Here is a 22,552-nt window from a genome sequence, read left to right on the forward strand (position 1 = left end):
ATGCATCAGTTGAAAAACGCAGGACAGGGCGTGTGGTTCAAGGTCTTGGGCGCGGCATTGCTGGCGCTGGGCATGCAGCCCGGCGCCCACGCCCAGGATGGCGCAGGCGAGGCTGCCGCGCCGCCTTCCCGGCAAACGGACGAGCGCCGCGTCAACATCAGCGAATACATCGTGCGCGGCAACTCGGTGCTCAACGCGACCGATATCGAAAAAGCCGTCTACCCATTCCTCGGGCCTGAACGCACGATGTCCGACATCGAGTCGGCCCGTAATGCTTTGCAAGACAGCTATCACCAGAAAGGTTATCAATCCGTGTACGTCGACCTGCCCGAGCAGCAGGTGACGGGCGGGGTCGTGATTCTGCAGGTGACCGAGACCAAGGTGGGGCGTTTGCGCGTGGTGGGCGCGCAGCACTATTCGCCGCTGGAGATCCGCGAAGAGGTGCCGGCGCTGCAGGAAGGCGAGGTGCCCAACTTCAACAAGGCGCAGGTCGAGCTGACGGCGCTCAACCGTACGTCCAGCCGCCAGGTCATGCCGCTGGTGCGGGAGGGCAAGTTCCCCGGCACCATGGACGTCGACCTCAAGGTCGAAGATAAAAGCCCCTGGAGCGCCAGCGCCGGCCTGAACAACGATTACAGCGCCGACACCGAGAAGCTGCGCGCCATGTTCACGCTCGGCCATGACAACCTGTGGCAGCGCGGTCATGCATTCTCGCTGACCTTTTTCACCGCGCCCCAGGAACCGTCCAACGCCCGGGTTTGGTCGGGCTCGTACTCCATGCCCCTGTCCGACCGTTGGAGCCTGCAATTCGCGGGCTACAAGTCCGACAGCGACGTGGCCACCATCGGAGGCACCAATGTGCTGGGCCGCGGCCACTCGTTTGGCGCGATGGCGACCTACAGCATGGAGCCGTTGGGCAATTGGTACAACAGTTTCTCCTTCGGCCTGGACTACAAGGATTTCGACGAGCAGATCCGTTTCGGCGATGATCGCGATCGCGTGCCGCTCAAGTATCTGCCGTTCACGCTGTCGTACGACGGCTATCGCTATACGGAGATTGCGCAGAGCTCGGTCAGCATGAGCCTGGTCGCGGCCTCGCGCAGCATGTTCGGCGTGGGCAGCAGCGAAGAAGACTTCGACTACAAGCGCTACATGGCCAGCCCCAGCTTCGCGCTGTTGCGCGGCGATCTGACCCACACCCAGAACTTTGGCCGCGATTGGCAGCTGTTTGCGCGCGGCGGCTTCCAGCTGGCGTCGGGCGCGCTGGTGTCCAACGAGCAGTTCTCGGCTGGCGGCGCGACCAGCGTGCGGGGCTACCTGGCCGCGGAACGCGCGGCCGATGAAGGCCTGATGGCGTCGCTTGAATTGCGCACGCCATCGCTGTCGCGCTGGACCGGCCCGCTCGTGAATGAATGGCGCTTCTTCGCTTTCGCCGATTGGGCATTCCTGCGCCTGCGCGATCCGCTGCCCGAGCAACAGCATTCCTTTGGCCTGGCCAGCGTCGGCCTGGGTACCCGCATACAGGTTTTCGACTGGCTGTACGGCGGCCTTAGCTGGGGCTATGCCCTGCGCGACGGCGACGTCACCAAGAAAAACGATTCGCGCCTCAACTTCAATCTGCGCGCCACCTATTAACCCATACGGATGAAGGCCTTCCGGAGCACGACTACCATGCAACGCTTACTCTTTCTGATGCTGACCCTGGTCGTCAGCGCGTTCCCGCTGACCGCCAAGGCTTGGTGGCAGGCGGATTGGAACTTTCGCAAGCAGATCTCGGTGGATACGACGGCGCAGGCCGGCGCCATCAATGACAACGTGGGCCGCGTGCCGCTGCTGGTGCGCCTGCACACCGGCAACTTCGCCTTTGACGGCGTCAATGAAAACGGCTCGGACCTGCGCTTTGTCGCCAGCGACGACAAGACCGTGCTGAACCATCAGATCGAAAGCTTCGATCCGCTCTTGGGCATGGCGCTGGTCTGGGTCGACATTCCGGAGGTCGTGGGCGCGCAGCGCCAGGATATCTGGATGTACTACGGCAACCAGCAGGCGCCGGCGACTTCCAACGGCCAGTTGGCTTTCGACCCCAACTACACGCTGGTGTACCACTTCAACGGCGCGCCCGACGCGCCGCCGCGCGATGCCACCGCCTACAGCAACCACGCGCAGACCGCGCCGAACGGCCTGGTGGACGGCGTGATCGGTCGGGCCGCGCAGTTCTCCGGCGGCGCGCCGCTGATGCTGCCCGCCAGTCCCTCGATGGCGCTGCCTTCCGCCGGCGCCTTCACGTTCAGCGCCTGGGTGCGCGCCGATCAGCCCGCCGGCACGCAGCTCGTCTATGCCCGTCGCGATGGCGGCAATTCGCTGCTGATCGGCTTGGACAATGGCGTGCCCTTTGTCGAGGTCAGCGGCCAGCGCTCGCAACCCGGCCAACCGCTGTCGCCGGCCGCCTGGCAACACCTGGCCGTGACCGCCGATGGCAGGCAGGTCGTGCTGTACGTCAACGGGCAGCCCGCCGCCACCCTGGGCGTCAGCCTGCCCGCGCTGAACACGGTCGCCGCGATCGGCGGCAACGTGCCCGGGGCCGCGGCGGCGGTTCCTGCTGCCGCGCCCGCCGAAGGCGATGCGGCGACGGCTGTTCCCGCCGCTGACGCGCAAGCCGCCGCGCCTGTAGCGCCTGCCCCGGTTTACACGCCTTTCATCGGGGCCATCGACGAAATCCGCATCTCCAAGATCGCGCGTCCGGCGGCGGTCATCAGGGCCGACGCGTTGGCCCAGGGCGCCGAGTCGCGCCTGGTGGCCTACGGCGCCGACGAAGAGCAATCGGGCTTCGGCTTTGGCGGCCTGGGCTATCTGCTCAATGCCGTCCCGCTGGACGCCTGGATCGTGATCGCCGTGCTGGTCTTCATGATGATCCAGTCGTGGGTGGTCATGATCTCCAAGAACCGCAAGGTTGCGCGCGTGGAAGAAGGCAATGCCCGGTTTCGCCAGGCTTTCTCCAAGGTCGGCAACCGTCTTGAGATGCTGATGGACGACGCTGCGCTGAAGGGCGCCTTGGGCGAGGCTCCGCTGTGGCGTCTGTACGAAGTCGCCGTCAACGAACTGCGGGTGCGCCGTGCGCAGGGCGCCGACACCTCGTCGATCTCCGGCGCCACCATAGAAGCCATCCGCGCTTCCATGGACGCCGTTCGCACCAGAGAAGCGCAGACGCTGGGCCGCCGCATGGGAGTGCTGTCCAACGCCATCGCCGGCGGCCCGTACATCGGCCTGCTGGGCACAGTGCTGGGGATCATGGTGGTGTTCCTGGGCACCGCCATGGCGGGCGACGTGAACATCAACGCCATCGCGCCGGGCATGGCGGCCGCGCTGCTGGCTACCGCCATGGGGCTGTTCGTCGCGATCCCGGCGCTGTTTGGCTACAACCGGCTGCAGGGTCGCAACAAGGACGTGGGCGCCGACATGCGCGTGTTCGTCGATGAGTTCGTGACCCGCCTGGCCGAGGTGCATGGCGAAAGCCAGGTCGCCGAAATCGCTCGCGCTGCTTAAGGAGATTCGACATGGCATCCGTGTCCACGAGCGATGACGATGACGGCGCGCCCGTCGACGGCATCAACATCACGCCGCTGGTCGACGTGCTTATGGTGGTGCTGGTCATGTTCATCCTGACCGCTACCGCCCAGATCTCCGGCATCCAGGTCAAGCTGCCCAAGGCCAGCAGCACGGTGTCGCTGGCCCAGCCCAAGACCAAGGCCATTTCCATCAACGAGGCCGGCCAGGTGTTCCTGGACGCCTATCCGGTGACCCTGCAGGAGCTGGAAGACCGTCTGCGCACCGAGAAGGCGCTGAATCCGGACTTTCCGATCATCGTGCGCGGCGACGCCGTCGTGCAGTACCAGAAAGTGGTCGAGGTACTGGATCTGCTGCGCCGTCTCGAACTCTCCCAGGTTGGCCTGGTAACCGGCAAGCCGACCCCTTAGAGCGCGCAACATGTCGTCGAACTTTCCTGATCCAGCCGAACGCAAGGGCAAGCGCCGGGCGGTCCGCATCGCCAAGGGCGTGGGGATCGTGGCGGTGCTGGCCGCGCTGGGCTATTTCGCCTGGCAATGGGCCAACGATATGGCGGGCGTGAAGCGACAGGCGCCGCAGGTGCCCGCGATCATTCCGCTGCCGCCGCCTCCGCCGCCGCCTCCGGAACCCGAACAGCCGCCGCCCGAGCCCGAGACAAAGCCGGAAGAAGTGGTCGAGCCGGAACCGCAGCCCGAGCCCGAGCCGATGGAAGAAGCGCCCAAGCCCGAGGACAACGCGCCGCCTTCGCCGTCGGACGATCTGGCCGACCCCATGCAGATGGACGCCGATTCGCAGGCGGGCAGCGACGCCTTCAATATCGGCGCGGGCCAAGGGCGCGGCATGTCGGGCTCTGGCGGCGGCCGCGCCGGCAACGCCACTTACAGCCAGTACATGGCCTACGCCCTGCAGAAGATCCTGCGCGAGGACGATCGGACTCGCAATCTGATTTTCCGCATGAACGTCGACATCTGGCTGAACCAGGCCGGGCAGATCCTGCGCGTCGAGCTGACCCGTTCCAGCGGCGATGCCGAGATCGACGAAAAAGTGATAGCCGCGCTGCGCGCCGTGCCCTCCGTGGGCGAACGTCCGCCAGCCTCGGTCAGCATGCCCATCCGCGCGTCCTTGTCGGGCCGCCGCCCATCCTGACCGCATTGTCTTGAACGTGATTCCTAGATTCGGAGTTTGAAGATGAAATTTGAATCCACACGATTGGCCGTTGCATTGGCCGTCGCTATGGTGATGGGCGCGAACCCTGGCGCCGCGCAGGCGCAGACCTCCTCCAACGCCACGATCAACCTGATCCGCATGCTGGTCGAGCAGGGCGTGCTCAAGCAGGAGCAGGCCGACGCCCTGGTCAGGCAGGCCGAGGCCGAAGCCGCCCAGGCCCAAAAGACCCAGACGGCGCAGACGGCCCAGATCGGGGCGGCGGGCGCCGCTATCGCCCAGCCGGGCGACGTGCGCGTGCCCTACATCCCCGAGTCCGTGCGCGCCAGCATCCGCGACGAGGTCAAGCAAGAGGTCATGGTCCAGGCCAAGGCCGAGAACTGGGCCCAGCCCAATACCTTTCCCGACTGGGTCTCCCGCATCACGGTCGAAGGCGACGTGCGGGCGCGCTACGAGTCGCGCCTGTACGACTCGTACAACGCCGACAACATCATCAACTTCAACGCGTGGAACAACAACGGCCCGATCCGCATCACCGCCAACGGCCAGGATTACTCGCTGGATTTCCCGTACACCAACACCCGCCAGGATCGTCGCAATATGCTGCGCGTCCGCGCGCGCCTCGGCGTCAAGGCCCAGATCTCGGATCAATGGCTGGCCGGCGTGCGCCTGGCTTCGGGCAGCGATGACAGCCCCGTGTCCACCACGCAGACGCTGGGCGGCGGCATGAGCAAAAAAGACGTGTGGCTGGACCAGATGTACATCGCATATCGCCCCAGGGAGTGGGTCAACATGACGGCAGGTCGGGCCGCCAACCCCTTCCTGTCGACCGACATGCTGTATTCGAACGACTTGAACTTCGACGGCGTTTCGGCCGTGTTCAAGCAAGCCCTGGCCGACCGTCCGGTCACGATGTTCGGCACCCTGGGCGCATTTGCCCTGGAACAGACCTTCGGCAAGTGGTCCGACAGCAGCTGGAGCGAAGGCGAGACCGAGAACAAGTGGCTGTTTGGCGCGCAGGTCGGCGCCAAGTGGGAAATCAACAAACGCAACACGCTGACCGGCTCCCTGGCGTATTACCGCTTTGACAATATCTCCGGTCAGCGGTCGTCGCCTTGCCGCACCGACTACGCGGTCTGCGATACCGATTGGTCGCGCCCGGCCTTCATGCAGCAAGGCAACACCGCCTTCCTGCTGCGCAACCTGATTCCCGCCATTCCCGGGGACCCGACCAACGCCGCCAACGACCAATACCAATACGTCGGCCTGGCCTCGAAGTTCAACCTGCTCGATATGAACCTCATCTGGGACACCGAGGCTTTCGACGGTCTGGGCCTGCGTCTGCACGGCAACTACGTGCGCAACCTGGCCTACGACGAAGGCGAGATGCGCAGCCGCGCCGGCGGTGTCGGAAACATCGTCAACAATCGCGCGGGCGCGAACGGCGCGTCGATAGAAAGCGGCCCCAATGCCTGGATGCTGCAGGCGGCGTTGGGCCGCGGCCTGGACTTGCGCAACAAAGGCGACTGGATGGTGTTCGCGGGCTACAAGTACATCCAACCCGACGCCATGCCGGACGGCTACAACGATTCTACGTTCCATCTGGGCGGCACCAATGCGCGCGGCTACTTCCTGGGCGGCGGTTACGCCTTTGACGACAACGTCTACGGCCTGGTGCGCTGGACCAGTTCCAAGGAAGTCTACGGCGCGCCGTACGCGGTCGACATCGTGCAAGCGGAAATCAACGCGCGCTTCTGATGGGAAAGGCAAACATGAGAACTTCAGTTCGTACTCGCATGCAGGCTCCGGGCCGCCTGGCGGCATTGGGGCTCGCGCTCGCGGCGGTCCTGGGCGCGCCCGTGACGGCCCAGGCGCAAAGCATGGAAGAGCGCCTGCGCACCGAGCTGCGCAGCGTCACGCAACAACTGCAACAGCTGCAAAGCGAACGCGCCCAGCTCAACGCCGCCAAAAGCACGGCCGAAGCGCAACGCGACGCCGCGCAAAAAGAGATCGAGCAACTGCGCGGCCAAGGCAAGCAACTGCAGCAAAAGCTGGAGGCGGCGCAGACCGAAGCCGGCAAGTTGGACCAGGTGCGCGAAGCTGCCCGGGAACAGGTCGCCGCCAGCCAGGCGCATGCCGCCCAGGTGCGCGGCGCCTACGACGAATTGCTGGGCATGGCGCGCGCCAGCGAGGCCAGGCGCAACAGCCTCGAAACCGCGCTCAAAGCAAGCGAAGGCCTGCTGACGATGTGCGCAAGCAAGAACGCCGATATGTATGCCGCCGGCAAAGAACTGCTGGCGGCCTACGAGTCGTTCGGCACGGGCGACATGCTGAAGATCCGGCAGCCCTTTGCCGGCAAGGCGCGAGTCCTGTTCGACGAGCAGGCCCAGGCCTATGGCGACAAGCTGTACGACGCGCAGTTCATTAGAGACGCGCGCCAGCCGCCGGCCGCCGCGGAATCCAGGCCCGCGGATTGAGTTTTCATTTTTCTTACATGGAAGCAACACACAATGACTGACAGCACTTCTCTCATTCAGACCGTCACGGCCGACAGCCTGACCGAGCTGCTGCAAGACGCCGGCCTGCGAGTGAGCCGTTCCGATCAGAACGGCCCGGTGCAGTTGCTGAGCGCCAGCCAAGGGGCGGGATTTTCCGTGCGTTTCGGTAACCCCGGGCCGAAGGAGGGCGAGTTCGTCGACTACACGTTCAGGTGTGCGCTGCACGTACAGGGCGAACTGCCCGATGACCTGGTGGGCTCATGGAACGTGGGCAAGCGTTTTGCGTGCCTGACGGTGCAGGGCGGCTCCTTCCTGGTGCTGGAAATGGACGTGGTCGTCGCCGGCGGCGTCAGCCAGAACCACCTGCGCGCCATGATCGAACTGTGGGACCGCCTGCTGCAGGAGTTCTTGATGTTCCTGCGCCAGTATGTTCGGCAGGAGGGCGGGCAGCAGCCGGAGGCGGCCGAGGCCGCGGCGCAGGAAGAGGGGGGAGCGGCCAGCCACGCGGCGCAGGAAGCCGTCGCGTGATCGTGATCAGTCCTTTTCGAGAACGTTTATGAACGAATGCAATATCTTGCGCGCGGTGGCGGCAGCGGGTTTGAGCGTGGTCTTGCTGGGCGCCTGCGGCGACAAGAGCGAAGCCCAGGCCAAAACGTCGGAAAAAGCCGCCGCACCCGCGCAGGCCAGCGCCGACGGGACGCCGGCGGCCAGGCAGACCGCGACGCCTGCAGACAAGCCTGTCGCCACGCTGGGCGAGGTCTCGATCTCGCGGGCCGACATCGAGGACGTCCTGCGCGGCCTGACCATCGAGCAACGGACGCAGCTGCAGGCGGACCGGGCCTCGCTGGACCAGTGGCTGCGCGCGCGCCTGGCCGAAAAGGCCCTGATCGCGCAAGCGGGCAACCAGGGGTGGGCCAGCCGCCCGGAGATCCGTCGCGCGCTGGAACTGACCCGCGACCAGGTCGTGCTGCGAACCTATCTGGAGTCTGTCAGCGAACCGCCCGCGGACTACCCTTCCAGGCAGGAACTGCAGGCCGCCTACGATCAGAACAAGGCGCGTCTGACCGTGCCGGCGCGCTATCGCATCAGTCAGATCTACCTGGCCGCGCCGTATACCGACGGGCAGGCCGTGGCGCGCGCCAGCAAGCAGGCCGCCGATCTGGTCAAGCGCGCCCGCGCCGAGAAAGCGGATTTCGCCGCCCTGGCGCGCGAGTACTCGCAAGACAAGACCACCGCGGAAAAAGGCGGAGACAGCGGCGAAATGGCGCTGCAGCAGTTGATCCCGGGCCTGCGCGAAGTCGTGCAGAAAATGGCCGAGGGCGAGGTCAGCGATCCGATCCAGCTGCCCGGCGGCATCCACATCGTCAAAGTCGTGGACGTCCGCGAAGCGCAGGCGCAACCTCTGGCGCAAGTGGAAGATCAACTGCGCGCCGCGTTGCGCACCCAGCGCCAGCAGCAAGCCGCGCGCGCCTACCTGGAGGGTCTGATCAATGGCGGAACAGTCAGTATCGATGGCGGGGAAGTCAACGCCGCTTTCGAGGCGGCATCTCATCCAGCAGTCAGCGCGGCGAGCCCCCCTCCATCCCCGGTGGCCGTTCAATAAGGACGATGCCGGGCAGGGCGCGCGCGTCCGGCTCAACCAGCGCATCCGGGCGTCGCTGGGCTATGTCAGCTCGCCCAGGTCCGTCGCCATCGGGCCGGCGCTGCTCGACGCCCTCCAGGACAGCCTCACGCCGGAACGCCTGGCGCGGCTGTTGCCCCAACCCGGGCCCGCCGCGATGAGCCGCGAGTATGTCGTCGCGCTGTACCGGGGCTTGCGCGTCGTCTGGCTGGCCGAGTTGGTCTTTGGCGATAGGGACGCGGCCCGCGCCTGGCTGGACCAGCCCAAGGTCCGCCTGCAAGGCCGCGCGCCGCTGGACTCGGCGCGCACCGCGAGAGAAGCGGATTTGCTCGAACGTTGGCTGATCATGATCGACGAAGGCAGCTTGATATGACGACACTTTGGCGCTTGAGCAACCGCGACGCGCTGATCGGCACGGCGCCCCTGGCGAGCCGTTGGACCCACGCCGGCGCGCCGGTCATCGTGCTGGATGCGTCTCCCGTCGCCGCGTTGCTCGCGCGCCTGGCCCTGGTCGAGGTTCGACGTCCCGACGAGCTTCCGCGCGGCTATCGCCTGCTCGAAGTGCAGGTCCCGGCGCGCTGCATCGCCAGTCCCGAGCCGCCGCGTTTCTGGCCGCACGACCTCGGCGTCACCCGCGCCTTCGGCCGCAAGTGGCTGGAACAAGGCCCCTTGCTGCTGCGCGTGCCTACCATGGCAGGCGCCCCGCAGTTTCTGCTGAACTGCGCGCATTCCGATTTGTCCCTGTGCAAGACCAGGGAGGGAGAGGCGCATCCTTTCCTGGGGATGATGGGCGCCGTCGAGTCGGTGCTCGCGGACGGCAGCGACTGGTTGAGCTATTCGTAGGCTTCGGAACGCCGTCGGCCATCGCGGGAAATCCTGTCCTATGCCAACAGGACTTATTGGCATGGGATTTTCTGCAGAATGGGCGCGAGCCAGTATCGCGGCGCGCCGACGGACGACCGGCCAGGTCGAGTCTCCCGCGCATGTTGGCCGCACTAGCCAAGGAGACAGACTTGAACCGACGCCACTTTCTTGAAGCGCTCGCGGTCACGGCCATGGCCGCCGCCCCGCTGGCCCGCGCACAGGGCACCTATCCCAACCAGGTCATCAAGTGGGTGGTGCCGTACTCCGCCGGCGGCGGCTCAGACACCCTGGCGCGCACGCTGGCCGAGGCCATGCGGCCCATGCTGGGCCAGCAGATCATCGTGGAGAACCGGCCCGGAGGCGCAACCAATATTGCCGCGGAATACGTGTCCCACGCCAAGCCCGACGGCTACACCATCATGTCCACGGGCAGCGGCGTGTTGGCCTTCAACGAGCACCTGTTCAAGAAGCTGTCTTTCAGTCCGGAAAACGACTTCACCTATATCGGCGCCATCGGCAAGTTTCCGCTGGTGCTGGTGGCCAGCCCGGAGTTTCCGGCAAAGGACTTCAAGGCTTTCCTGGCCATCGCGAAAGAAGCCCCGGGCAAGCTGGACTACGCGTCGCCCGGACATGGATCGTCGCACCGCCTGGCCATGGAGCTGCTGCAGCGCCAGACCGGCACCCGCATGACCCACGTGCCCTACCGGGGCGCCGCCCCGGCCATCCAGGACCTGCTGGGCGGCCGGGTGCCGGTGATGTTCCTGGACCTCGCGTCGGGCGGCTCGATCATCAAGGCGGGCAAGGTCAGGCCGCTGGCCATCGGCTCCAAGGCGCGTTCCCCGCTGCTGCCCAACGTGCCCACGCTGGCGGAACTGGGCGTGCCGGACGCCGAAGTCTTCGCGTTCCAGGGACTGCTCGGCCCGGCGGGCCTGCCGCAGGACGTCGTCGCGCGGCTGAATCTGGCCTTGAACGCGGCGCTGACTTCTCCGGCGGTGGTCAAGCGTTTCACGGACTTCGGCTTCGAACCCCTGCTGGGCTCTCCCGAGGCCTTCAAGACGCTGGCCCGCGCCGAAGCGGCGCGCTGGGGCAAGGTCATCCGCGCCAACAACATCTCGCTCGATTGAGACGGCGGGCGGTCAGTCCACGATGAAGCCGCCCGGCCCGCTCTGGCCGAGCAGTTCGCGCGCGCACTGCGTGGCCTGGTCCCGGGTCGCGACCGCCAGGAACGGCAGGCCGAAAGCGCGCGTCATTTTCTCGCTGCGCTGGCGCAGCTTGCCCAGCATCTCGGCGTTGCTTTCCACCGCGATGAACGCCCGGCAGCGGGCCTTCAGGCGCGGCATGTTCACGGTCTGCCATTCGATCATGGCCTTGCGGTCGTCCTGGCCGGCTTCGTGCTGCATGTCGGGCACCACCATGACGAAGGGGCGGGGATTGTCCACCAGCAATTCCATCTCGCGTATCCAGTCGGCCGAATAGCCGGCCGGCGCGCCGGCGTGCTTCGAGGTGACGATGGGAAAGCGGGATAGGTCGTGGAAGCGAAACTGTTCTGGATTCATTCGAAGGCTCCATGTAGTGGGGTGGGGGCATCGCGCCGGCAGCCGCAGGCGCCATACAGCACCAGGCTGTAGGAATCCAGCAGGAAGCCGCTGCGCTTGGCGATCTTTCTGACCAGCTGCGCCATGGCGGGGTCGCTGGACTCCAGGATGCGGCCGCAATGCGTGCAGACCAGGTGGTCGTGATGCCCCTTGTCGTTGAGCTCGTACACGGTGGTGTGCGTGTCGAGCTGAGTCCGTTTGAGCAGGCCGACGGCTTCAAGTTGCGTAATCACGCGATAAACCGTGGCCAGGCCGATGTTGCTGCGGTCGGAAATCAGGTAGCGGTAGACGTCGGCCGCGCTCAGGTGCAGGCCGGCGTACTGGTGGAAAATGTCCAGGATTTTCATCCGGGGGAAAGTGGCTTTGATGCCGGCATGGCGCAACGGTGTGTGGTCCATGGGAATATCTCGGTCGGGAGTCGTTGATGAGAATGATGTACATTTTCAAAAACTCCCGCTCGCCGGAAACCGTCAACCTGTAGCTCAAACCTGCCAACCATGCTCCACGTCGCCACCGTTCCTTCCTTGCCGGACGTATTGCTGACGCCGTTCAACGTCCATGGCCCGCGCGAATCCAAAGGCATCGCCGTGCCCGAGCACGTCCATGAAGAGGGCATGCTGGTGCTGGTGCACGCCGGCCTGGTGGTGGTGCAGGCCGGCGCCGAGGTCTGGACGGTGATGCCGGGCAGCCTGGGCTGGATTCCGCCCGACGTGCAGCATGGCGCGCGCTGGTTCGGCGAGGCGCGCGGATCGTTCCTGTACGTGCGGCGCGACGCCTGCGGGCGCCTGCCGCCGGTCTGCCGGTCGTGGCCGTCGTCCAGGCTGGTCGAGGCCCTGATCGACCGCTTCACCGGGCCCGACGCGCAAGCGGTGCCGCCGGCCTACCAGGCGCAGCTGTTCGACGTGCTGCTGGAAGAACTGAGGCAGCGCGAGCACGAACCCGTGCCGCTGCCCATGCCGACCGATCCGCGCCTGCAGGAACTGGCCCATACGCTGCTCGACACCCCGGACGACACCGCCGGTATCGACGAATGGGCCCAGCGGCTCAATATGTCTTCGCGCACCCTGATGCGGCGCTTCCGCCATGAAACCGGCGTCACGCTGGGGCAGTGGCGGCAACGGGCCCGCCTGCTGCGCGCGCTGGAATTGCTGTGCCGCGGCGGTTCGGTCACCGAGGCCGGACTGGCGGTGGGATACGAAAGCACCAGCGCGTTCATCGGCAGCTTCCGCGCGGCGTTCGGCGCCACGCCCACCCGCTACCTGGCCGGGCGCGGGTAAAGACGGGCGCTCAGGCCGCGGCCGGCTGGTTGGGGTGCATCGGCCCTTGCGGGTCGTTCTCGGCGTCCGGGCGCGGCGGCACCGGCGCCAGGCCGATCGCCAGCCGCAGCCGCTGGCAGTCCGGATTGGGCGAGCCGTCGGGCATCCAGATGTCGAATTCCCGGCACGGCGTGGGGCGGTTTTCGTAGATGGCGCAATGGATGCCGGGCTGGCCCAGTTCGCCGCGCAGCGCGATGCAGCGGCCGCCGCCGGTTTCGGTGCCTTTCATGCAGGCGCGTAGCGGGCTCATCTGGGTCACCAGCTCGACAGGGACCTGGCCGCCGCTCTCGCCGGCGAGTTCGCCGCAATAGAACGAAACCCGGAAATGCGCGCAGCATGCGCCGCAGTCCAGGCACGGATTGGCGGCCGGGTCGTCGCCGGCCAGGACGGCGGGGGAGACGAAGGTGATGAGGGAGGAGTCGAGCAGGGACATGGCGCGAGTGGGGCGAAAACCCGGGCGGGGTGCAAATATTAGCTGGAGAGGCGCCCCGCCCGCCACGGTTTTTTCGCGCCCGCTGCGGTAGCATCTGAGGCCGAACGCAGGAGCCCGAATTGAACGCCAAAACCGAATTCCCCGACGGCCTGGCCCGTTGCGGCTGGGTCGACACCTCGGCCGAATACATGGCCTACCACGACACCGAATGGGGCCGCCCCGAAGCCGACGACCGCGCGCTGTTCGAACAGCTCTGCCTGGAGGGTTTCCAGTCCGGGCTGAGCTGGCGCACCATCCTGGCCAAGCGCGAGGCGTTCCGCCGCGGCTTCGCCGGTTTCGATCCGGCCAGGGTGGCGCGCTTCGGCGAAAAGGAAGTGCAGGCGCTGCTGGCCGATCCCGGCATCGTGCGCCATCGCGGCAAGATCGAAGCCGTCATCAACAACGCCGCCCGGGCGCTGGAAATGATCGAGCGCGAAGGCTCGCTGGGCGCCTACCTGTGGCGCTTCGAAGCCCCGCCCGGCGCGCCGTCCACCTATGGCGCATCCACCTCGGCGCAATCGGACGCGCTGTCCAAGGCCTTGAAGAAGCTGGGCTGGAAGTTCGTGGGGCCCACCACGGTCTATGCGTTCATGCAGTCCGTGGGCATGGTGAACGACCACAGCCCCGGCTGCCATTGCCACGCGGCCAGCGAACGGGCGCGCAAGGCGTTCAAGCGGCCGGCCTAGCGGCTCAGGGGGCCGGTCCGGGTATGACGGCGCCGGGCAGGCAATAGCGGCCTTCCCGGTAAGCCCAGCTCGGCCACAGCGCATGCGCCAGCGCCTCGCGGGCCAGGGCGGGGTCCAGCGCCACGGGCGCGTAGTCTTCGGGCGCGGTGTAGCGGTACTGCACCGGCGTCTTGTTGGGCGCCATCACCAGCAGCTCGTCTTCCTTCAGGTAGCCATAGGTGTTGTCGTACTGCATGATGGCCCGGCCGGGAGAACTGCGGGTCAGGTCGTGGCCGATCATCGGATGTTCGGTGTCCACGCCGATCAGCGACAGCAGGGTCGGCGGCAGGTCGACCTGGCTGATCAGGCGGTCGTCGCGGCGCGCTTCGACGCCGGCGCCCAGGATCACGGCCGGGATGTGAAAGTGCCGCACCGGCACCAGGCTGGCGCCGAAGACCCGCGAATCGTGGTCGGCGGCGATCAGGAACACGGTGTTTTCCCAGTAGGGCGCGGCCTTGGCGCGTTCGAAGAAGCGGCCCAGTGCCCAGTCCGCATAACGCACCGTGTTTTCCACCGTGGCGGGGTTGCCGTCGGTCTGGATGCGTCCGGCCGGGTACTCCCAGGGCGAATGGTTGGATACGCTGAAGGCCAGCGTGAAGGTGGGCCGGTCCGCGTCGGCGCGCAGCAGCCGGTCCAGCTGGTTGAACATGTCCTCGTCCGAGGCGCCCCAGGTGCCCACGAACGCGGGTTCGACGAAGTCGGCGCGGTCCACGATCTCCCGGAAGCCGTTGCCCAGGAAAAAGCCCTTCATGTTGTCGAAGTGCGATTCGCCGCCATAGATGAAGCGCGAATGGTAGCCGTGGCGTCCCAGCAGGTCGGCCAGCGAGAAGAAGCCGCGCTGCGAGCGCGGCAGCTTCAGCACGGCCTGCGCCGGCGTGGGCAGGAAGCCGGTCGTCACCGCTTCCAGCCCGCGCACCGAGCGCGTGCCGGTGGCGTAGGCCCGGGTGAAGGCCCAGGCCTCGCGCGCCAGCGCGTCCAGCTCCGGCGTCAGGTTGGCCCCACCCAGCGCGGCGCTGTACTGCGCGCCCAGGCTTTCCTCCAGGATGATCACCAGGTTGAGCGGGCGCGCGGTCTGCCGGCTGGCGGGCTGGCGGTGCAGGCTGGGATAGTCGGTGTTGGCCGGAGGATGGGGCAGGCCGGCCTGCGCCAGCACCAGCCGGTGCATCTCGTCGTCGTCCATGTTGCCGTAGACGGCCGAGGCCGACTTCTCGTTCTTCATGCTGTAGACCGCATAGAAGACGTTGTAGAGCGAATTCAGCGCCAGCGTATTGAGCATGCCGTCCGAGCAATAGGCCACCGAGGACGGGTTGATCGGGCGGTGGCCCAGGGTGCCGCGGATGGCCAGGATCACCAGCGCCAGGATCGCCAGGCTGGCCAGCGGCATCTGCCACCAGGTCAGCGGCGCGTCCGGCCGGGCGTGGCCGAACAATCCGTAAGCGGCCCAGCCGATCAGCGCCAGCGCGGCCAGCCCGCCCAGCAGCGCCGTCTTGTAGCCGCGCCACAGCATGCCGGAGACCTCGCGCGGGTGCTTCAGGTATTCGACGAACAGGCGGTTGGGGCGCGAATCGTATTCCAGGATGAAGGGCGGCGTGGCCACCTCCAGGAAGGCCAGCAGCACGAACGCGACCAGATACCAGTACCCGGCCAGCGTGGCGGCCAGCGGTATATGACCCAGCAGCGGCGACAGCACCGCCGGCAGCGCCGCCAGCACCGCGATCTGGTGCGCGTCGATGCGCAGCCCGCCCAGCAGCAGCGGCAGCAGGCCCCGGGCGTTGCGCACGCGCCGGTACTGCCACGCGGCCAGCGCCAGGCGGCTGAGCGTCAGCAGCGCGAACGCCGCCGCCACGAAAATCAAGGTCGAATGCCGCATCGGGCCTCCAGGTTAATCAGCCAAACGGCGTGCGGGGCCGGACGGCGCCAGGGTTGGGACATTTGAACCATGCCGACGCCAAAAATTCACCCGCCGCGGGTATGCGGCATGACTTCATTTTGTAACCGCCCGCTTCGCCCGCGGGCACGCTTCCTGCTGCGCAAACGCCGGACGAGACGCGACTTGCGTCGCCGCGGGGGCGTTTCGCCATGGAAAGATCCGCATACATTATGGGGCCGGTAGGCCCGAAGGGCGCTGCCGGGCGCGCTACCCTTAAAGGGCAGCGTAAGCCGGCAGCGGTAGGCCGGCCGCAACGGCAAGGATCAAGACCATGACGCGCTCAAGAAAAATAGCGATCGGGATTGTAGGGGCAGCGGGGCTCCTCGTGGCGATACTCGCGGTAGGGATCGCCACTTTCGACTGGAACCGCGCCCGGCCCATGATCAACGAACGGGTCAGCGCCGCGATCGGACGCCCCTTCGCCATCAACGGCGATCTCGCCGTCAAGTGGGAGCGCCAGCCCGACGAAGGCGGCTGGCGGGCCTGGGTGCCGTGGCCGCGCATCATCGCCAACGACATCTCGGTGGGCAACGCGCCCTGGGCCAAGGCGCCGCAGTTCGCCACCCTCAAGCGCGGCGAATTCAGCCTGGCGCCGCTGCCGCTGCTGCGCCAGCGCGTGGTCATCCGCCGCATCCAGCTGACCGAGCCCGCCGCCGACCTGGAACGGCTGGCCGACGGCCGCGCCAACTGGGAATTCACCCTGCCCGAGACCGGCGAACCCTCGCCCTGGGTGCTGGACATCAACGAAATCGGTTTCGACAAGGGCCGCGTCGGCCTGGTCGACGAAATCCTCAAGGCCGACCTGACCGTGCAGGTGGACCCCCTGGGCAAGCCCGTGCCGTTCGCCGACGTGGCCGGCGCGGCTTTCGCCGGCGAGCCGGACAAGCAGGAAGCGGACGCCAAGGCCGCGCCGCGCGACTACGTCTTCGGCTGGAAGGTGGCGGGCAAGTACAAGGGCCTGGCCACCAAGGGCGAAGGCAAGGTCGGCGGCATGCTGGCGCTGCAGGACGACAAGCAGCCCTTCCCGGTGCAGGCCGACGTGACCATAGGCGGCACCCGCGCGGCCGTGGCCGGCACCCTGACCGACCCCGCCAACCTGGGCGCGCTGGACCTGCGGCTCAAGCTGTCGGGCGCCTCCATGGCCCAGCTGTACCCGCTTACCGGCGTCACCCTGCCCGACACGCCGCCGTACTCGACCGACGGCCACCTGGTCGCCAAGCTGCGCAACCCGGGCGGCGCGGTGTTCGACTACAAGGGCTTCAACGGCAAGGTCGGCAACAGCGACCTGCACGGCGACATTGCTTTCGCCCTGGGCGCGCCGCGGCCCAAGCTGACCGGCAAGCTGTCGTCCAGGCAATTGCGCATGGCCGACCTGGGGCCGCTGATCGGCGTGCCTTCGGGCAAGGTCGCCGGCGCCGAAACCGACAAATCCAAGGACGCGCCGGCCAAGCCCAAGGGCGGCAAGGTCCTGCCCACCCAGGCTTTTCGCACCGACCGCTGGCGCGACATGGACGCCGACGTGGCGCTGGAGGCCGGCCGCATCGTGCACGACAGCAAGCTGCCGCTGTCCGACCTCAGCGTCCACGTGATCCTGCAGGACGGCAAGCTCACGCTGGACCCGCTGCGCTTCGGCATGGCCGGCGGCAGCATCAATTCCACGGTCCGCCTCGACGGCGCCGGCGCGCCGCTGACCGGCCGCGTGGAACTGCATGCGCGCCGCCTGCGGCTCAAGCAGCTCTTTCCCGCCACGCCCGCCATGCAGAAGACATTGGGCGAACTGAACGGCGACATGGCGGTGAGCGGCACCGGCAACTCGGTCGCCGCGCTGCTGGGCTCGGCCACCGGCGACGTCAAGATGCTGGTCAACGACGGCGTCATCAGCCGCAGCCTGATGGAGATCGCCGGGCTGAACGTGGCCAACTACGTCGTCTCCAAGCTGTTCGGCGACGACGAAGTGAAGATCAATTGCGGCGCCGCCGACCTGGCCATGAAGAACGGCGTCATGACCCCGCGCGTGTTCGTGTTCGACACCGAAAACGCCTTGATCAGCATCACCGGCACGGCCGACTTCAAGAACGAAACGCTGAACATGGACGTCACGCCAGACAGCAAGGGGTTTCGCATCTTCTCGCTGCGTTCGCCGCTGTATGTCAAGGGCACCTTCGGTTCGCCGGACGTGGGCGTGCACGCGCTGCCGCTGGCCGCGCGCGGCGCCGGCATGGTGGCCCTGGGGGTGCTGCTGACGCCGGCGGCCGGCCTGCTGGCCCTGATCGCGCCCAGCGCCAACGAAGAAAACGCCTGCGGCCCGCTGCTGGAACAGATGCGCAAGCCGCCCAAGGCGCCGGCGCCGGGCAAGAAATAACGGAGAAGGGGACTCAGGCGGGCGTTGCGGTCAGCGCGTCCCAGGCGCACATGGCCTGACGCGCCACCGCCTGCAAGGTCTTGCGGCTCGCGCCGTCGCGCGCCTGGATCGACATGCCGTGCAGCACCGTGGTGTAGAACGCGGCCAGGGCCTTCAGATCCGCGTCGGGCGGCAGTTCGCCCGCGGCGGCGCCGGCCTGCAGGCGCGCCAGGATGCGGCCTTGCATCTCGCGGCGGCTGTCGCTCAGGAAATCGCCCACGCTGGCGTGGTTCACGCAGCCCGCGGGCGCGCCCAGCACGATCATGCATCCGTGCGGATGGCCCGGCGCGGTGAAGCGCTCGGCCGAAGCCAGCAGCATGGCCTCGATGGCCGCGCGCGCCGTCGGCGCGTCCTGCAGCGCGCGCCGGCCCGCGCCGCCCTCGGTCTCGCGGTACAGCTCCACCGCTTCGCGGAACAGGCTTTCCTTCGAGCCGAAAGCGCCATAAAGACTGGGCGAGTTGATGCCCATCGCTTCCGTCAGATCGGTCAGCGATGCCGCTTCATATCCCTTCGACCAGAACACATCCATGGCCTTGCGCAAGGCCTGGGCCCGGTCGAAGTTACGAGGACGCCCACGTTCTGCCATGACCGGGATTTTACCCGCGGCGTAAATTTTGTGTCGGTCGATAAAAAAATCATTGACGCCCGGTCATCCGTTCGGCGAAGATATTTGTACCGATCACTACAAATATGGATCCCGTCATGCACAAGCTCACTGGAAAAATCGCCTTCGTCACCGGCGGCAGCCGCGGAATCGGCGCCGCCATCGTGCGCCGCCTCGCCGCCGACGGCGCCGACGTGGCCTTCACCTACGTCAGCGCCTCCTCGGCCGCCGCCGCGCAGGCGCTGGCCCAGGAACTGTCCGCCGACGGCCGCCGCGTGCGCGCCATCCAGGCCGATGCCGCCGACGCCGCCGCCGTCAAGCAGGCCGTCGAACGCGCCATCGCCGAACTCGGCCCGATCGACGTGCTGGTCAACAACGCCGGCGTCTTCCTGGCGGGCGTCATCGGCGAAGCCAGCCTGGACGACTACGAGCGCACCATGGACATCAACGTCCGCGCGCCGTTCGTCGCGATCCAGGCGGCCCAGGCGTCCATGCCCGACAACGGCCGCATCATCAACATCGGCAGCTGCCTGGTGGAGCGCGCCGGCCGCCCCGGCGTGGCGCTGTACGCCGCCAGCAAGGCCGCGCTGGTCGGCCTGACCCAGGGCCTGGCCCGCGACCTGGGCGCGCGCGGCATCACCGCCAACGTCGTGCACCCCGGCCCGATCGACACCGACATGAATCCCGCCAACGGCGAACGCGCCGACGCCCTGATCGCCACCCTGTCCCTGCCGCACTACGGCGAAACCCGCGACATCGCCGGCATGGTCTCGTTCCTGGCCGGCCCCGACGGCCGCTACGTCACCGGCGCCAGCCTGGCGGTCGACGGCGGCTACGCAGCCTGACGCGCGATTCGCCAGATTTTTTTGCAGCTGACTTGCACAAACCAAAAAAGCTGCATATAATCTTTCTTCTTCGCACTGCACGCATCGCTGAACGAGCTTCGGGGTTGTGTGGATTGCAAGGGCTGTTAGCTCAGTTGGTAGAGCAGCGGACTCTTAATCCGTAGGTCGAGTGTTCGAGCCACTCACAGCCCACCACCAAGATTCGAGATCGGGCACCCCAGTTGGGGTGCCCGATTTCATTTCCGGCGCGTGTTCTTCGGCACCGCTAGGGTTGATTTCTTAACCAGAAATGGGTAATTTGTTCACAGATAGATGAACCGGGGCCTGAGAAGGCGTCTATCTGCCTCCTGGCAACAGGATCCAGCCGTGCTGGTATTTCAAAGAGCGCCCGCGACACATGAGGCCCCGTTCTACGGGGCCTCACCTTTTCTGGCTTGCGAATCAACGCCGATTGCGGCCCGGGTCGCGCAGCGGCTCTCCGCGGGCGATCTTGGCGGCCATCACCTGAAACCGTATCCGGCCTTTGCGTGCATGGGGAATGCCCGGACCAGGTGAACCGGGTGCGCGAACGTAGGCGCTTTCGACCACCATGCGCAGTGTGTGCTCGCCCAGGCGGCGCAGGCGGAAGTAAATCTCATAGTCCACCTCCCGGCCCTGATCGTCGATGGCCCGGATAACCAGCCAGTTTCCCTGGCCGGTGAAGTTGCAGTCGTGGCGCTCGATGGTGCGGATCAGGTCGGGCAGGGACAGCGACCAGCGGTAGCGATCGAAGCAAAAGGCGCGAGCTACGTTTCGATGGTCGAGAATTCGGCGGTCCTGGCCGAGGACGTCGAAATCGAGGGCCTGGCCTGCTTTAGGTCCGAACGATACGCAATGCGAGGTGAATTCCACTTGGATACGCAACAGCAAGGCCCGATAGCGCGGCGTTGCTGCGATGGCAAGCTCCAAGACGGGGCCATGCATGTGCATGAGATCGTAGCGTTGGCTCTCTACTTCTATGAAACCCTGCTGCAGATACTGAATCCACCTCATGTTGGAGCCACCCAATGAACCCGGATACCAAGCGTCTTGCGAAGCGTAGATCAGCGGCTGGCATGTAGTAGAGACCGACTGCGTCCTATTTCTCTCGCATCCATCGCCGTCCGTCCTCCCGATCCCGAAAATGTGCCAAATTCGACCCTGTCGCCGACAGGTGGCGGGGCGCAGCGGGTTTTGGCGTACGGGGAATCCGGCCAGCAAGCAATAAGTCCCGGTCCGCCAGAATTGATAGAGATCAATGCCGAAACATCGATACTGAAAGAGGGTAACGGCTTCCCATTCTCTCCTCGTCGCCTGGTCGGCGGCACCTGCAGGCGGTGCATGGTGCTTCGCGGTCCTCGGGGTCCATTGGTTGGTTTTATGAGTTTTCTTCATCACTTCTCCGGCGCGTTGGCGCTGCTGGCGTTCTTGCCGTTTGTGCATGGGCAGCCGACGCCTGCCCCGTCGTCGCGGGACACGGGTTCTATCTTTCAGGCGCAGGACGAGGGAGCGCAGAAGCATTGCAAGGCCTTGCAGCGCAAGATCGAGCAGGCGCGCAACAATCCCGGCAATGAAGCCAACCGGGTGGTGCCGCCGGGTTCCATGTCGCGCTCCCAGCGGGAGTTGGCCAGGCAGGGCTTGCAGGACAACCGCCATGCCTTCGAGCGGCAATGGCTGGAGGCGGGCTGCGACGCGCCGTGAACCTATCCGGGTTTTCCCATGGCCCGGCATTCCGCGCGCTTGATGGGAGTCAAGGATTCCGGGCTGTCCATGTCGATACCATGGGTTGCAACGGTCCGCGCGGCACATCGGGAGGCATCGTGTTCGTCAATTTGATCTACTTTCCGGAAATCAAGAAAGGCAAGGAGGAGGCCTTTCTTGCGTGGTTCGACGAGTCCAACCGGCGGCTGTCGAGCTTTCCGGGGTTTGTGCGGCGCACGCTGCTGGAGCCGGTCAGCGCGGGGCAGTACGTCGGGTTGATCGAGCATGCGAGCAAGAAGACGTTCATGGACATGCATCACAGTCCGACGCAGGCGGAACTGCGCATGCTGGGGCGAAGCATTTTCGACGGCGAGCCCGACCCGCAGTTCTACGAAATCGTGCGGGGCGTCTGAGCCGCATTAAGCTGCGGCTTAATCGTGGCTAAACCCGCGGTTCACCATGGAGCGCGCGGCGATATTTATAGTGGGCCTCTGTCTTTTATGGAGAGCGCGCCGCATGTCCCATCCATCCGCCTATCCCCGTGTGGTGCTGTTCGACCTGCTGACCGCCTTGCTCGATTCGTGGACGGTCTGGAACCGGGCCGCGGGCTCGGAATCCGCCGGCCGGGCCTGGCGCGCGGAATATTTGCGCATCACTTATGGCTGCGGCGCCTATCGGCCCTATGAGCAGCTGGTGGAGGAGGCTGCGGCCGCCGTGGGCCTGCCGGCCTCGGCCGCGGCGGCGCTGGAGGCGCAATGGGACGGCCTGCCGGTCTGGGACGGAGCGCGCGAGTTGTTGGCGGCGTTGCGTCCGCATTGCCGGCTGGGCGTGGTGACCAACTGCTCGAACCGGCTGGGGCGGCGCGCCGCCGCCTTGCTGGGCGTGGACTGGGACGTGGTGGTGACCTCGGAGGAGGCCGGCTATTACAAGCCTGACCCGCGCCCTTATGCGCTGGCGCTGTCGCGTCTGCAGGCCGAGCCGGCGCAGGCGGCCTTCATCGCCGGTTCGGGCTACGACATGTTCGGCACGCGCCAGGTGGGGCTGCGCACGTACTGGCACAACCGGGCGGGGCTGGCCTTGCCCGAAGGGGCGGCGCGGCCCGAGCTGGAGTCGCCGCGGCTGGAGGCGGCGCTGCCGTGGCTGGCCGGTTTCAGCGCCGGGTGACCGGTCCTGCCGGGCAATACAAAATGTTGCCTGTTGTCGCAGTGGCGCTTGCTAGCATGGGCAGGCCGGA

24 protein-coding genes and 1 tRNA gene are annotated in these 22,552 nt (G+C 66.6%); 19 read left to right on the forward strand and 6 right to left on the reverse strand.

The window, feature by feature from the left end; all coding sequences use genetic code 11:
* From C1I89_RS26870 to C1I89_RS26920, 11 genes are all read left to right on the forward strand, one after another.
* Positions 1-1,635 carry a ShlB/FhaC/HecB family hemolysin secretion/activation protein gene (locus C1I89_RS26870; RefSeq protein ID WP_102775442.1) on the forward strand — a complete coding sequence of 545 codons (1,635 nt, stop codon included), beginning with the start codon at positions 1-3 and terminating at the stop codon, positions 1,633-1,635.
* A gap of 36 nt (positions 1,636-1,671) precedes the next feature.
* Positions 1,672-3,543, forward strand: coding sequence for a DUF2341 domain-containing protein (locus C1I89_RS26875; protein ID WP_102775443.1), 1,872 nt, complete (start codon positions 1,672-1,674; stop codon positions 3,541-3,543).
* 11 nt (positions 3,544-3,554) lie between these two features.
* Positions 3,555-3,974: an ExbD/TolR family protein gene (locus C1I89_RS26880; protein ID WP_102775444.1), complete on the forward strand. Its 420-nt coding sequence runs from the start codon at positions 3,555-3,557 to the stop codon at positions 3,972-3,974.
* A 10-nt stretch (positions 3,975-3,984) separates the two neighbouring features.
* Entirely contained in the window at positions 3,985-4,710 is a 726-nt protein-coding gene (locus tag C1I89_RS26885) for an energy transducer TonB family protein (RefSeq protein WP_102775445.1), read from the forward strand.
* A 42-nt stretch (positions 4,711-4,752) separates the two neighbouring features.
* Positions 4,753-6,486, forward strand: a complete 1,734-nt coding sequence (locus C1I89_RS26890; RefSeq protein WP_102775446.1) for a putative porin — start codon at positions 4,753-4,755, stop codon at positions 6,484-6,486.
* 14 nt (positions 6,487-6,500) lie between these two features.
* On the forward strand, positions 6,501-7,205 hold the full coding sequence (locus C1I89_RS26895) for a DNA repair protein (RefSeq protein ID WP_181391063.1): 705 nt from the start codon (positions 6,501-6,503) through the stop codon (positions 7,203-7,205).
* A 33-nt stretch (positions 7,206-7,238) separates the two neighbouring features.
* A complete protein-coding gene (locus C1I89_RS26900; protein ID WP_102775447.1) occupies positions 7,239-7,754 on the forward strand; it encodes a YbjN domain-containing protein in 516 nt (171 codons plus the stop codon).
* A gap of 28 nt (positions 7,755-7,782) precedes the next feature.
* Positions 7,783-8,829 (forward strand): peptidylprolyl isomerase, encoded by a 1,047-nt coding sequence (locus C1I89_RS26905; RefSeq protein WP_181391064.1) that lies wholly within the window; start codon positions 7,783-7,785, stop codon positions 8,827-8,829.
* A gap of 151 nt (positions 8,830-8,980) precedes the next feature.
* Positions 8,981-9,220 carry an MbcA/ParS/Xre antitoxin family protein gene (locus C1I89_RS34670; RefSeq protein ID WP_181391065.1) on the forward strand — a complete coding sequence of 80 codons (240 nt, stop codon included), beginning with the start codon at positions 8,981-8,983 and terminating at the stop codon, positions 9,218-9,220.
* The gene (locus tag C1I89_RS26915; protein WP_146196947.1) at positions 9,217-9,690 is read left to right on the forward strand and encodes an RES domain-containing protein; all 474 of its coding nucleotides are present in this window, start codon (positions 9,217-9,219) and stop codon (positions 9,688-9,690) included. The genes C1I89_RS34670 and C1I89_RS26915 overlap by 4 nt, the downstream gene beginning before the upstream one ends.
* A 170-nt stretch (positions 9,691-9,860) precedes the next feature.
* Positions 9,861-10,835, forward strand: a complete 975-nt coding sequence (locus C1I89_RS26920; protein ID WP_102775451.1) for a Bug family tripartite tricarboxylate transporter substrate binding protein — start codon at positions 9,861-9,863, stop codon at positions 10,833-10,835.
* Positions 10,836-10,847: 12 nt separating this feature from the next.
* On the opposite strand, the gene C1I89_RS26925 is transcribed toward C1I89_RS26920, so the two are convergent.
* Together C1I89_RS26925 and C1I89_RS26930 are read right to left on the reverse strand one after the other, a co-directional pair.
* Positions 10,848-11,267, reverse strand: a complete 420-nt coding sequence (locus C1I89_RS26925) for a hypothetical protein (protein ID WP_102775452.1) — start codon at positions 11,265-11,267, stop codon at positions 10,848-10,850.
* Entirely contained in the window at positions 11,264-11,704 is a 441-nt protein-coding gene (locus tag C1I89_RS26930; RefSeq protein ID WP_102775453.1) for a Fur family transcriptional regulator, read from the reverse strand. The genes C1I89_RS26925 and C1I89_RS26930 overlap by 4 nt, the downstream gene beginning before the upstream one ends.
* A gap of 99 nt (positions 11,705-11,803) precedes the next feature.
* Here C1I89_RS26930 and C1I89_RS26935 point away from each other — a divergent pair, with 99 nt between their 5' ends.
* Positions 11,804-12,583, forward strand: coding sequence for a helix-turn-helix domain-containing protein (locus C1I89_RS26935; RefSeq protein ID WP_102775454.1), 780 nt, complete (start codon positions 11,804-11,806; stop codon positions 12,581-12,583).
* 10 nt (positions 12,584-12,593) lie between these two features.
* Here the strand turns inward: C1I89_RS26935 and C1I89_RS26940 are convergent, their stop codons facing one another.
* Positions 12,594-13,055, reverse strand: coding sequence for a YkgJ family cysteine cluster protein (locus C1I89_RS26940; protein ID WP_102775455.1), 462 nt, complete (start codon positions 13,053-13,055; stop codon positions 12,594-12,596).
* A 119-nt stretch (positions 13,056-13,174) separates the two neighbouring features.
* Here C1I89_RS26940 and C1I89_RS26945 point away from each other — a divergent pair, with 119 nt between their 5' ends.
* Complete coding sequence (locus tag C1I89_RS26945; protein WP_102775456.1) at positions 13,175-13,780, forward strand: DNA-3-methyladenine glycosylase I; 606 nt, start codon at positions 13,175-13,177, stop codon at positions 13,778-13,780.
* Between the two features lie 4 nt (positions 13,781-13,784).
* On the opposite strand, the gene C1I89_RS26950 is transcribed toward C1I89_RS26945, so the two are convergent.
* Positions 13,785-15,689 (reverse strand): LTA synthase family protein, encoded by a 1,905-nt coding sequence (locus C1I89_RS26950; RefSeq protein WP_102775457.1) that lies wholly within the window; start codon positions 15,687-15,689, stop codon positions 13,785-13,787.
* Positions 15,690-16,020: 331 nt separating this feature from the next.
* Here C1I89_RS26950 and C1I89_RS26955 point away from each other — a divergent pair, with 331 nt between their 5' ends.
* Positions 16,021-18,111, forward strand: coding sequence for an AsmA family protein (locus C1I89_RS26955; RefSeq protein WP_102775458.1), 2,091 nt, complete (start codon positions 16,021-16,023; stop codon positions 18,109-18,111).
* A 13-nt stretch (positions 18,112-18,124) separates the two neighbouring features.
* Here the strand turns inward: C1I89_RS26955 and C1I89_RS26960 are convergent, their stop codons facing one another.
* On the reverse strand, positions 18,125-18,736 hold the full coding sequence (locus C1I89_RS26960; RefSeq protein ID WP_102775459.1) for a TetR/AcrR family transcriptional regulator: 612 nt from the start codon (positions 18,734-18,736) through the stop codon (positions 18,125-18,127).
* A gap of 116 nt (positions 18,737-18,852) precedes the next feature.
* Between C1I89_RS26960 and C1I89_RS26965 the strand changes: the two genes are divergently transcribed.
* Positions 18,853-19,599, forward strand: a complete 747-nt coding sequence (locus C1I89_RS26965) for an SDR family oxidoreductase (protein ID WP_102775644.1) — start codon at positions 18,853-18,855, stop codon at positions 19,597-19,599.
* A 119-nt stretch (positions 19,600-19,718) separates the two neighbouring features.
* Positions 19,719-19,794, forward strand: a tRNA-Lys gene (locus tag C1I89_RS26970).
* A gap of 246 nt (positions 19,795-20,040) precedes the next feature.
* On the opposite strand, the gene C1I89_RS26975 is transcribed toward C1I89_RS26970, so the two are convergent.
* Positions 20,041-20,631 (reverse strand): hypothetical protein, encoded by a 591-nt coding sequence (locus tag C1I89_RS26975; protein ID WP_102775460.1) that lies wholly within the window; start codon positions 20,629-20,631, stop codon positions 20,041-20,043.
* A gap of 366 nt (positions 20,632-20,997) precedes the next feature.
* On the opposite strand from C1I89_RS26975, the gene C1I89_RS26980 reads away from it, so the two are divergent.
* The 3 genes from C1I89_RS26980 to C1I89_RS26990 all read left to right on the forward strand — a co-directional run bounded on the left by C1I89_RS26980 (position 20,998) and on the right by C1I89_RS26990 (position 22,482).
* Entirely contained in the window at positions 20,998-21,318 is a 321-nt protein-coding gene (locus tag C1I89_RS26980) for a hypothetical protein (protein ID WP_146196948.1), read from the forward strand.
* Positions 21,315-21,731 carry an antibiotic biosynthesis monooxygenase family protein gene (locus C1I89_RS26985; protein ID WP_219929613.1) on the forward strand — a complete coding sequence of 139 codons (417 nt, stop codon included), beginning with the start codon at positions 21,315-21,317 and terminating at the stop codon, positions 21,729-21,731. The genes C1I89_RS26980 and C1I89_RS26985 overlap by 4 nt, the downstream gene beginning before the upstream one ends.
* 103 nt (positions 21,732-21,834) lie before the next feature.
* Positions 21,835-22,482, forward strand: a complete 648-nt coding sequence (locus C1I89_RS26990; protein WP_102775462.1) for an HAD family hydrolase — start codon at positions 21,835-21,837, stop codon at positions 22,480-22,482.
* The last annotated feature ends 70 nt before the right edge of the window (positions 22,483-22,552 follow it).

The sequence above is a fragment of the Achromobacter pulmonis genome, from assembly GCF_002885955.2.
In the GTDB taxonomy this organism is placed as follows: domain Bacteria; phylum Pseudomonadota; class Gammaproteobacteria; order Burkholderiales; family Burkholderiaceae_B; genus Achromobacter; species Achromobacter pulmonis_A.

Bases quoted from the DNA above. Each gene is read 5' to 3' on its own strand.
- C1I89_RS26870 (WP_102775442.1), top strand. From the start codon at position 1: ATGCATCAGTTGAAAAACGCAGGACAGGGCGTGTGGTTCAAGGTCTTG.
- C1I89_RS26875 (WP_102775443.1), top strand. From the start codon at position 1,672: ATGCAACGCTTACTCTTTCTGATGCTGACCCTGGTCGTCAGCGCGTTC.
- C1I89_RS26880 (WP_102775444.1), top strand. From the start codon at position 3,555: ATGGCATCCGTGTCCACGAGCGATGACGATGACGGCGCGCCCGTCGAC.
- C1I89_RS26885 (WP_102775445.1), top strand. From the start codon at position 3,985: ATGTCGTCGAACTTTCCTGATCCAGCCGAACGCAAGGGCAAGCGCCGG.
- C1I89_RS26890 (WP_102775446.1), top strand. From the start codon at position 4,753: ATGAAATTTGAATCCACACGATTGGCCGTTGCATTGGCCGTCGCTATG.
- C1I89_RS26895 (WP_181391063.1), top strand. From the start codon at position 6,501: ATGAGAACTTCAGTTCGTACTCGCATGCAGGCTCCGGGCCGCCTGGCG.
- C1I89_RS26900 (WP_102775447.1), top strand. From the start codon at position 7,239: ATGACTGACAGCACTTCTCTCATTCAGACCGTCACGGCCGACAGCCTG.
- C1I89_RS26905 (WP_181391064.1), top strand. From the start codon at position 7,783: ATGAACGAATGCAATATCTTGCGCGCGGTGGCGGCAGCGGGTTTGAGC.
- C1I89_RS26915 (WP_146196947.1), top strand. From the start codon at position 9,217: ATGACGACACTTTGGCGCTTGAGCAACCGCGACGCGCTGATCGGCACG.
- C1I89_RS26925 (WP_102775452.1), bottom strand. From the start codon at position 11,267: ATGAATCCAGAACAGTTTCGCTTCCACGACCTATCCCGCTTTCCCATC.
- C1I89_RS26930 (WP_102775453.1), bottom strand. From the start codon at position 11,704: ATGGACCACACACCGTTGCGCCATGCCGGCATCAAAGCCACTTTCCCC.
- C1I89_RS26935 (WP_102775454.1), top strand. From the start codon at position 11,804: ATGCTCCACGTCGCCACCGTTCCTTCCTTGCCGGACGTATTGCTGACG.
- C1I89_RS26940 (WP_102775455.1), bottom strand. From the start codon at position 13,055: ATGTCCCTGCTCGACTCCTCCCTCATCACCTTCGTCTCCCCCGCCGTC.
- C1I89_RS26950 (WP_102775457.1), bottom strand. From the start codon at position 15,689: ATGCGGCATTCGACCTTGATTTTCGTGGCGGCGGCGTTCGCGCTGCTG.
- C1I89_RS26955 (WP_102775458.1), top strand. From the start codon at position 16,021: ATGACGCGCTCAAGAAAAATAGCGATCGGGATTGTAGGGGCAGCGGGG.
- C1I89_RS26960 (WP_102775459.1), bottom strand. From the start codon at position 18,736: ATGGCAGAACGTGGGCGTCCTCGTAACTTCGACCGGGCCCAGGCCTTG.
- C1I89_RS26965 (WP_102775644.1), top strand. From the start codon at position 18,853: ATGCACAAGCTCACTGGAAAAATCGCCTTCGTCACCGGCGGCAGCCGC.
- C1I89_RS26975 (WP_102775460.1), bottom strand. From the start codon at position 20,631: ATGAGGTGGATTCAGTATCTGCAGCAGGGTTTCATAGAAGTAGAGAGC.
- C1I89_RS26980 (WP_146196948.1), top strand. From the start codon at position 20,998: ATGAGTTTTCTTCATCACTTCTCCGGCGCGTTGGCGCTGCTGGCGTTC.
- C1I89_RS26990 (WP_102775462.1), top strand. From the start codon at position 21,835: ATGTCCCATCCATCCGCCTATCCCCGTGTGGTGCTGTTCGACCTGCTG.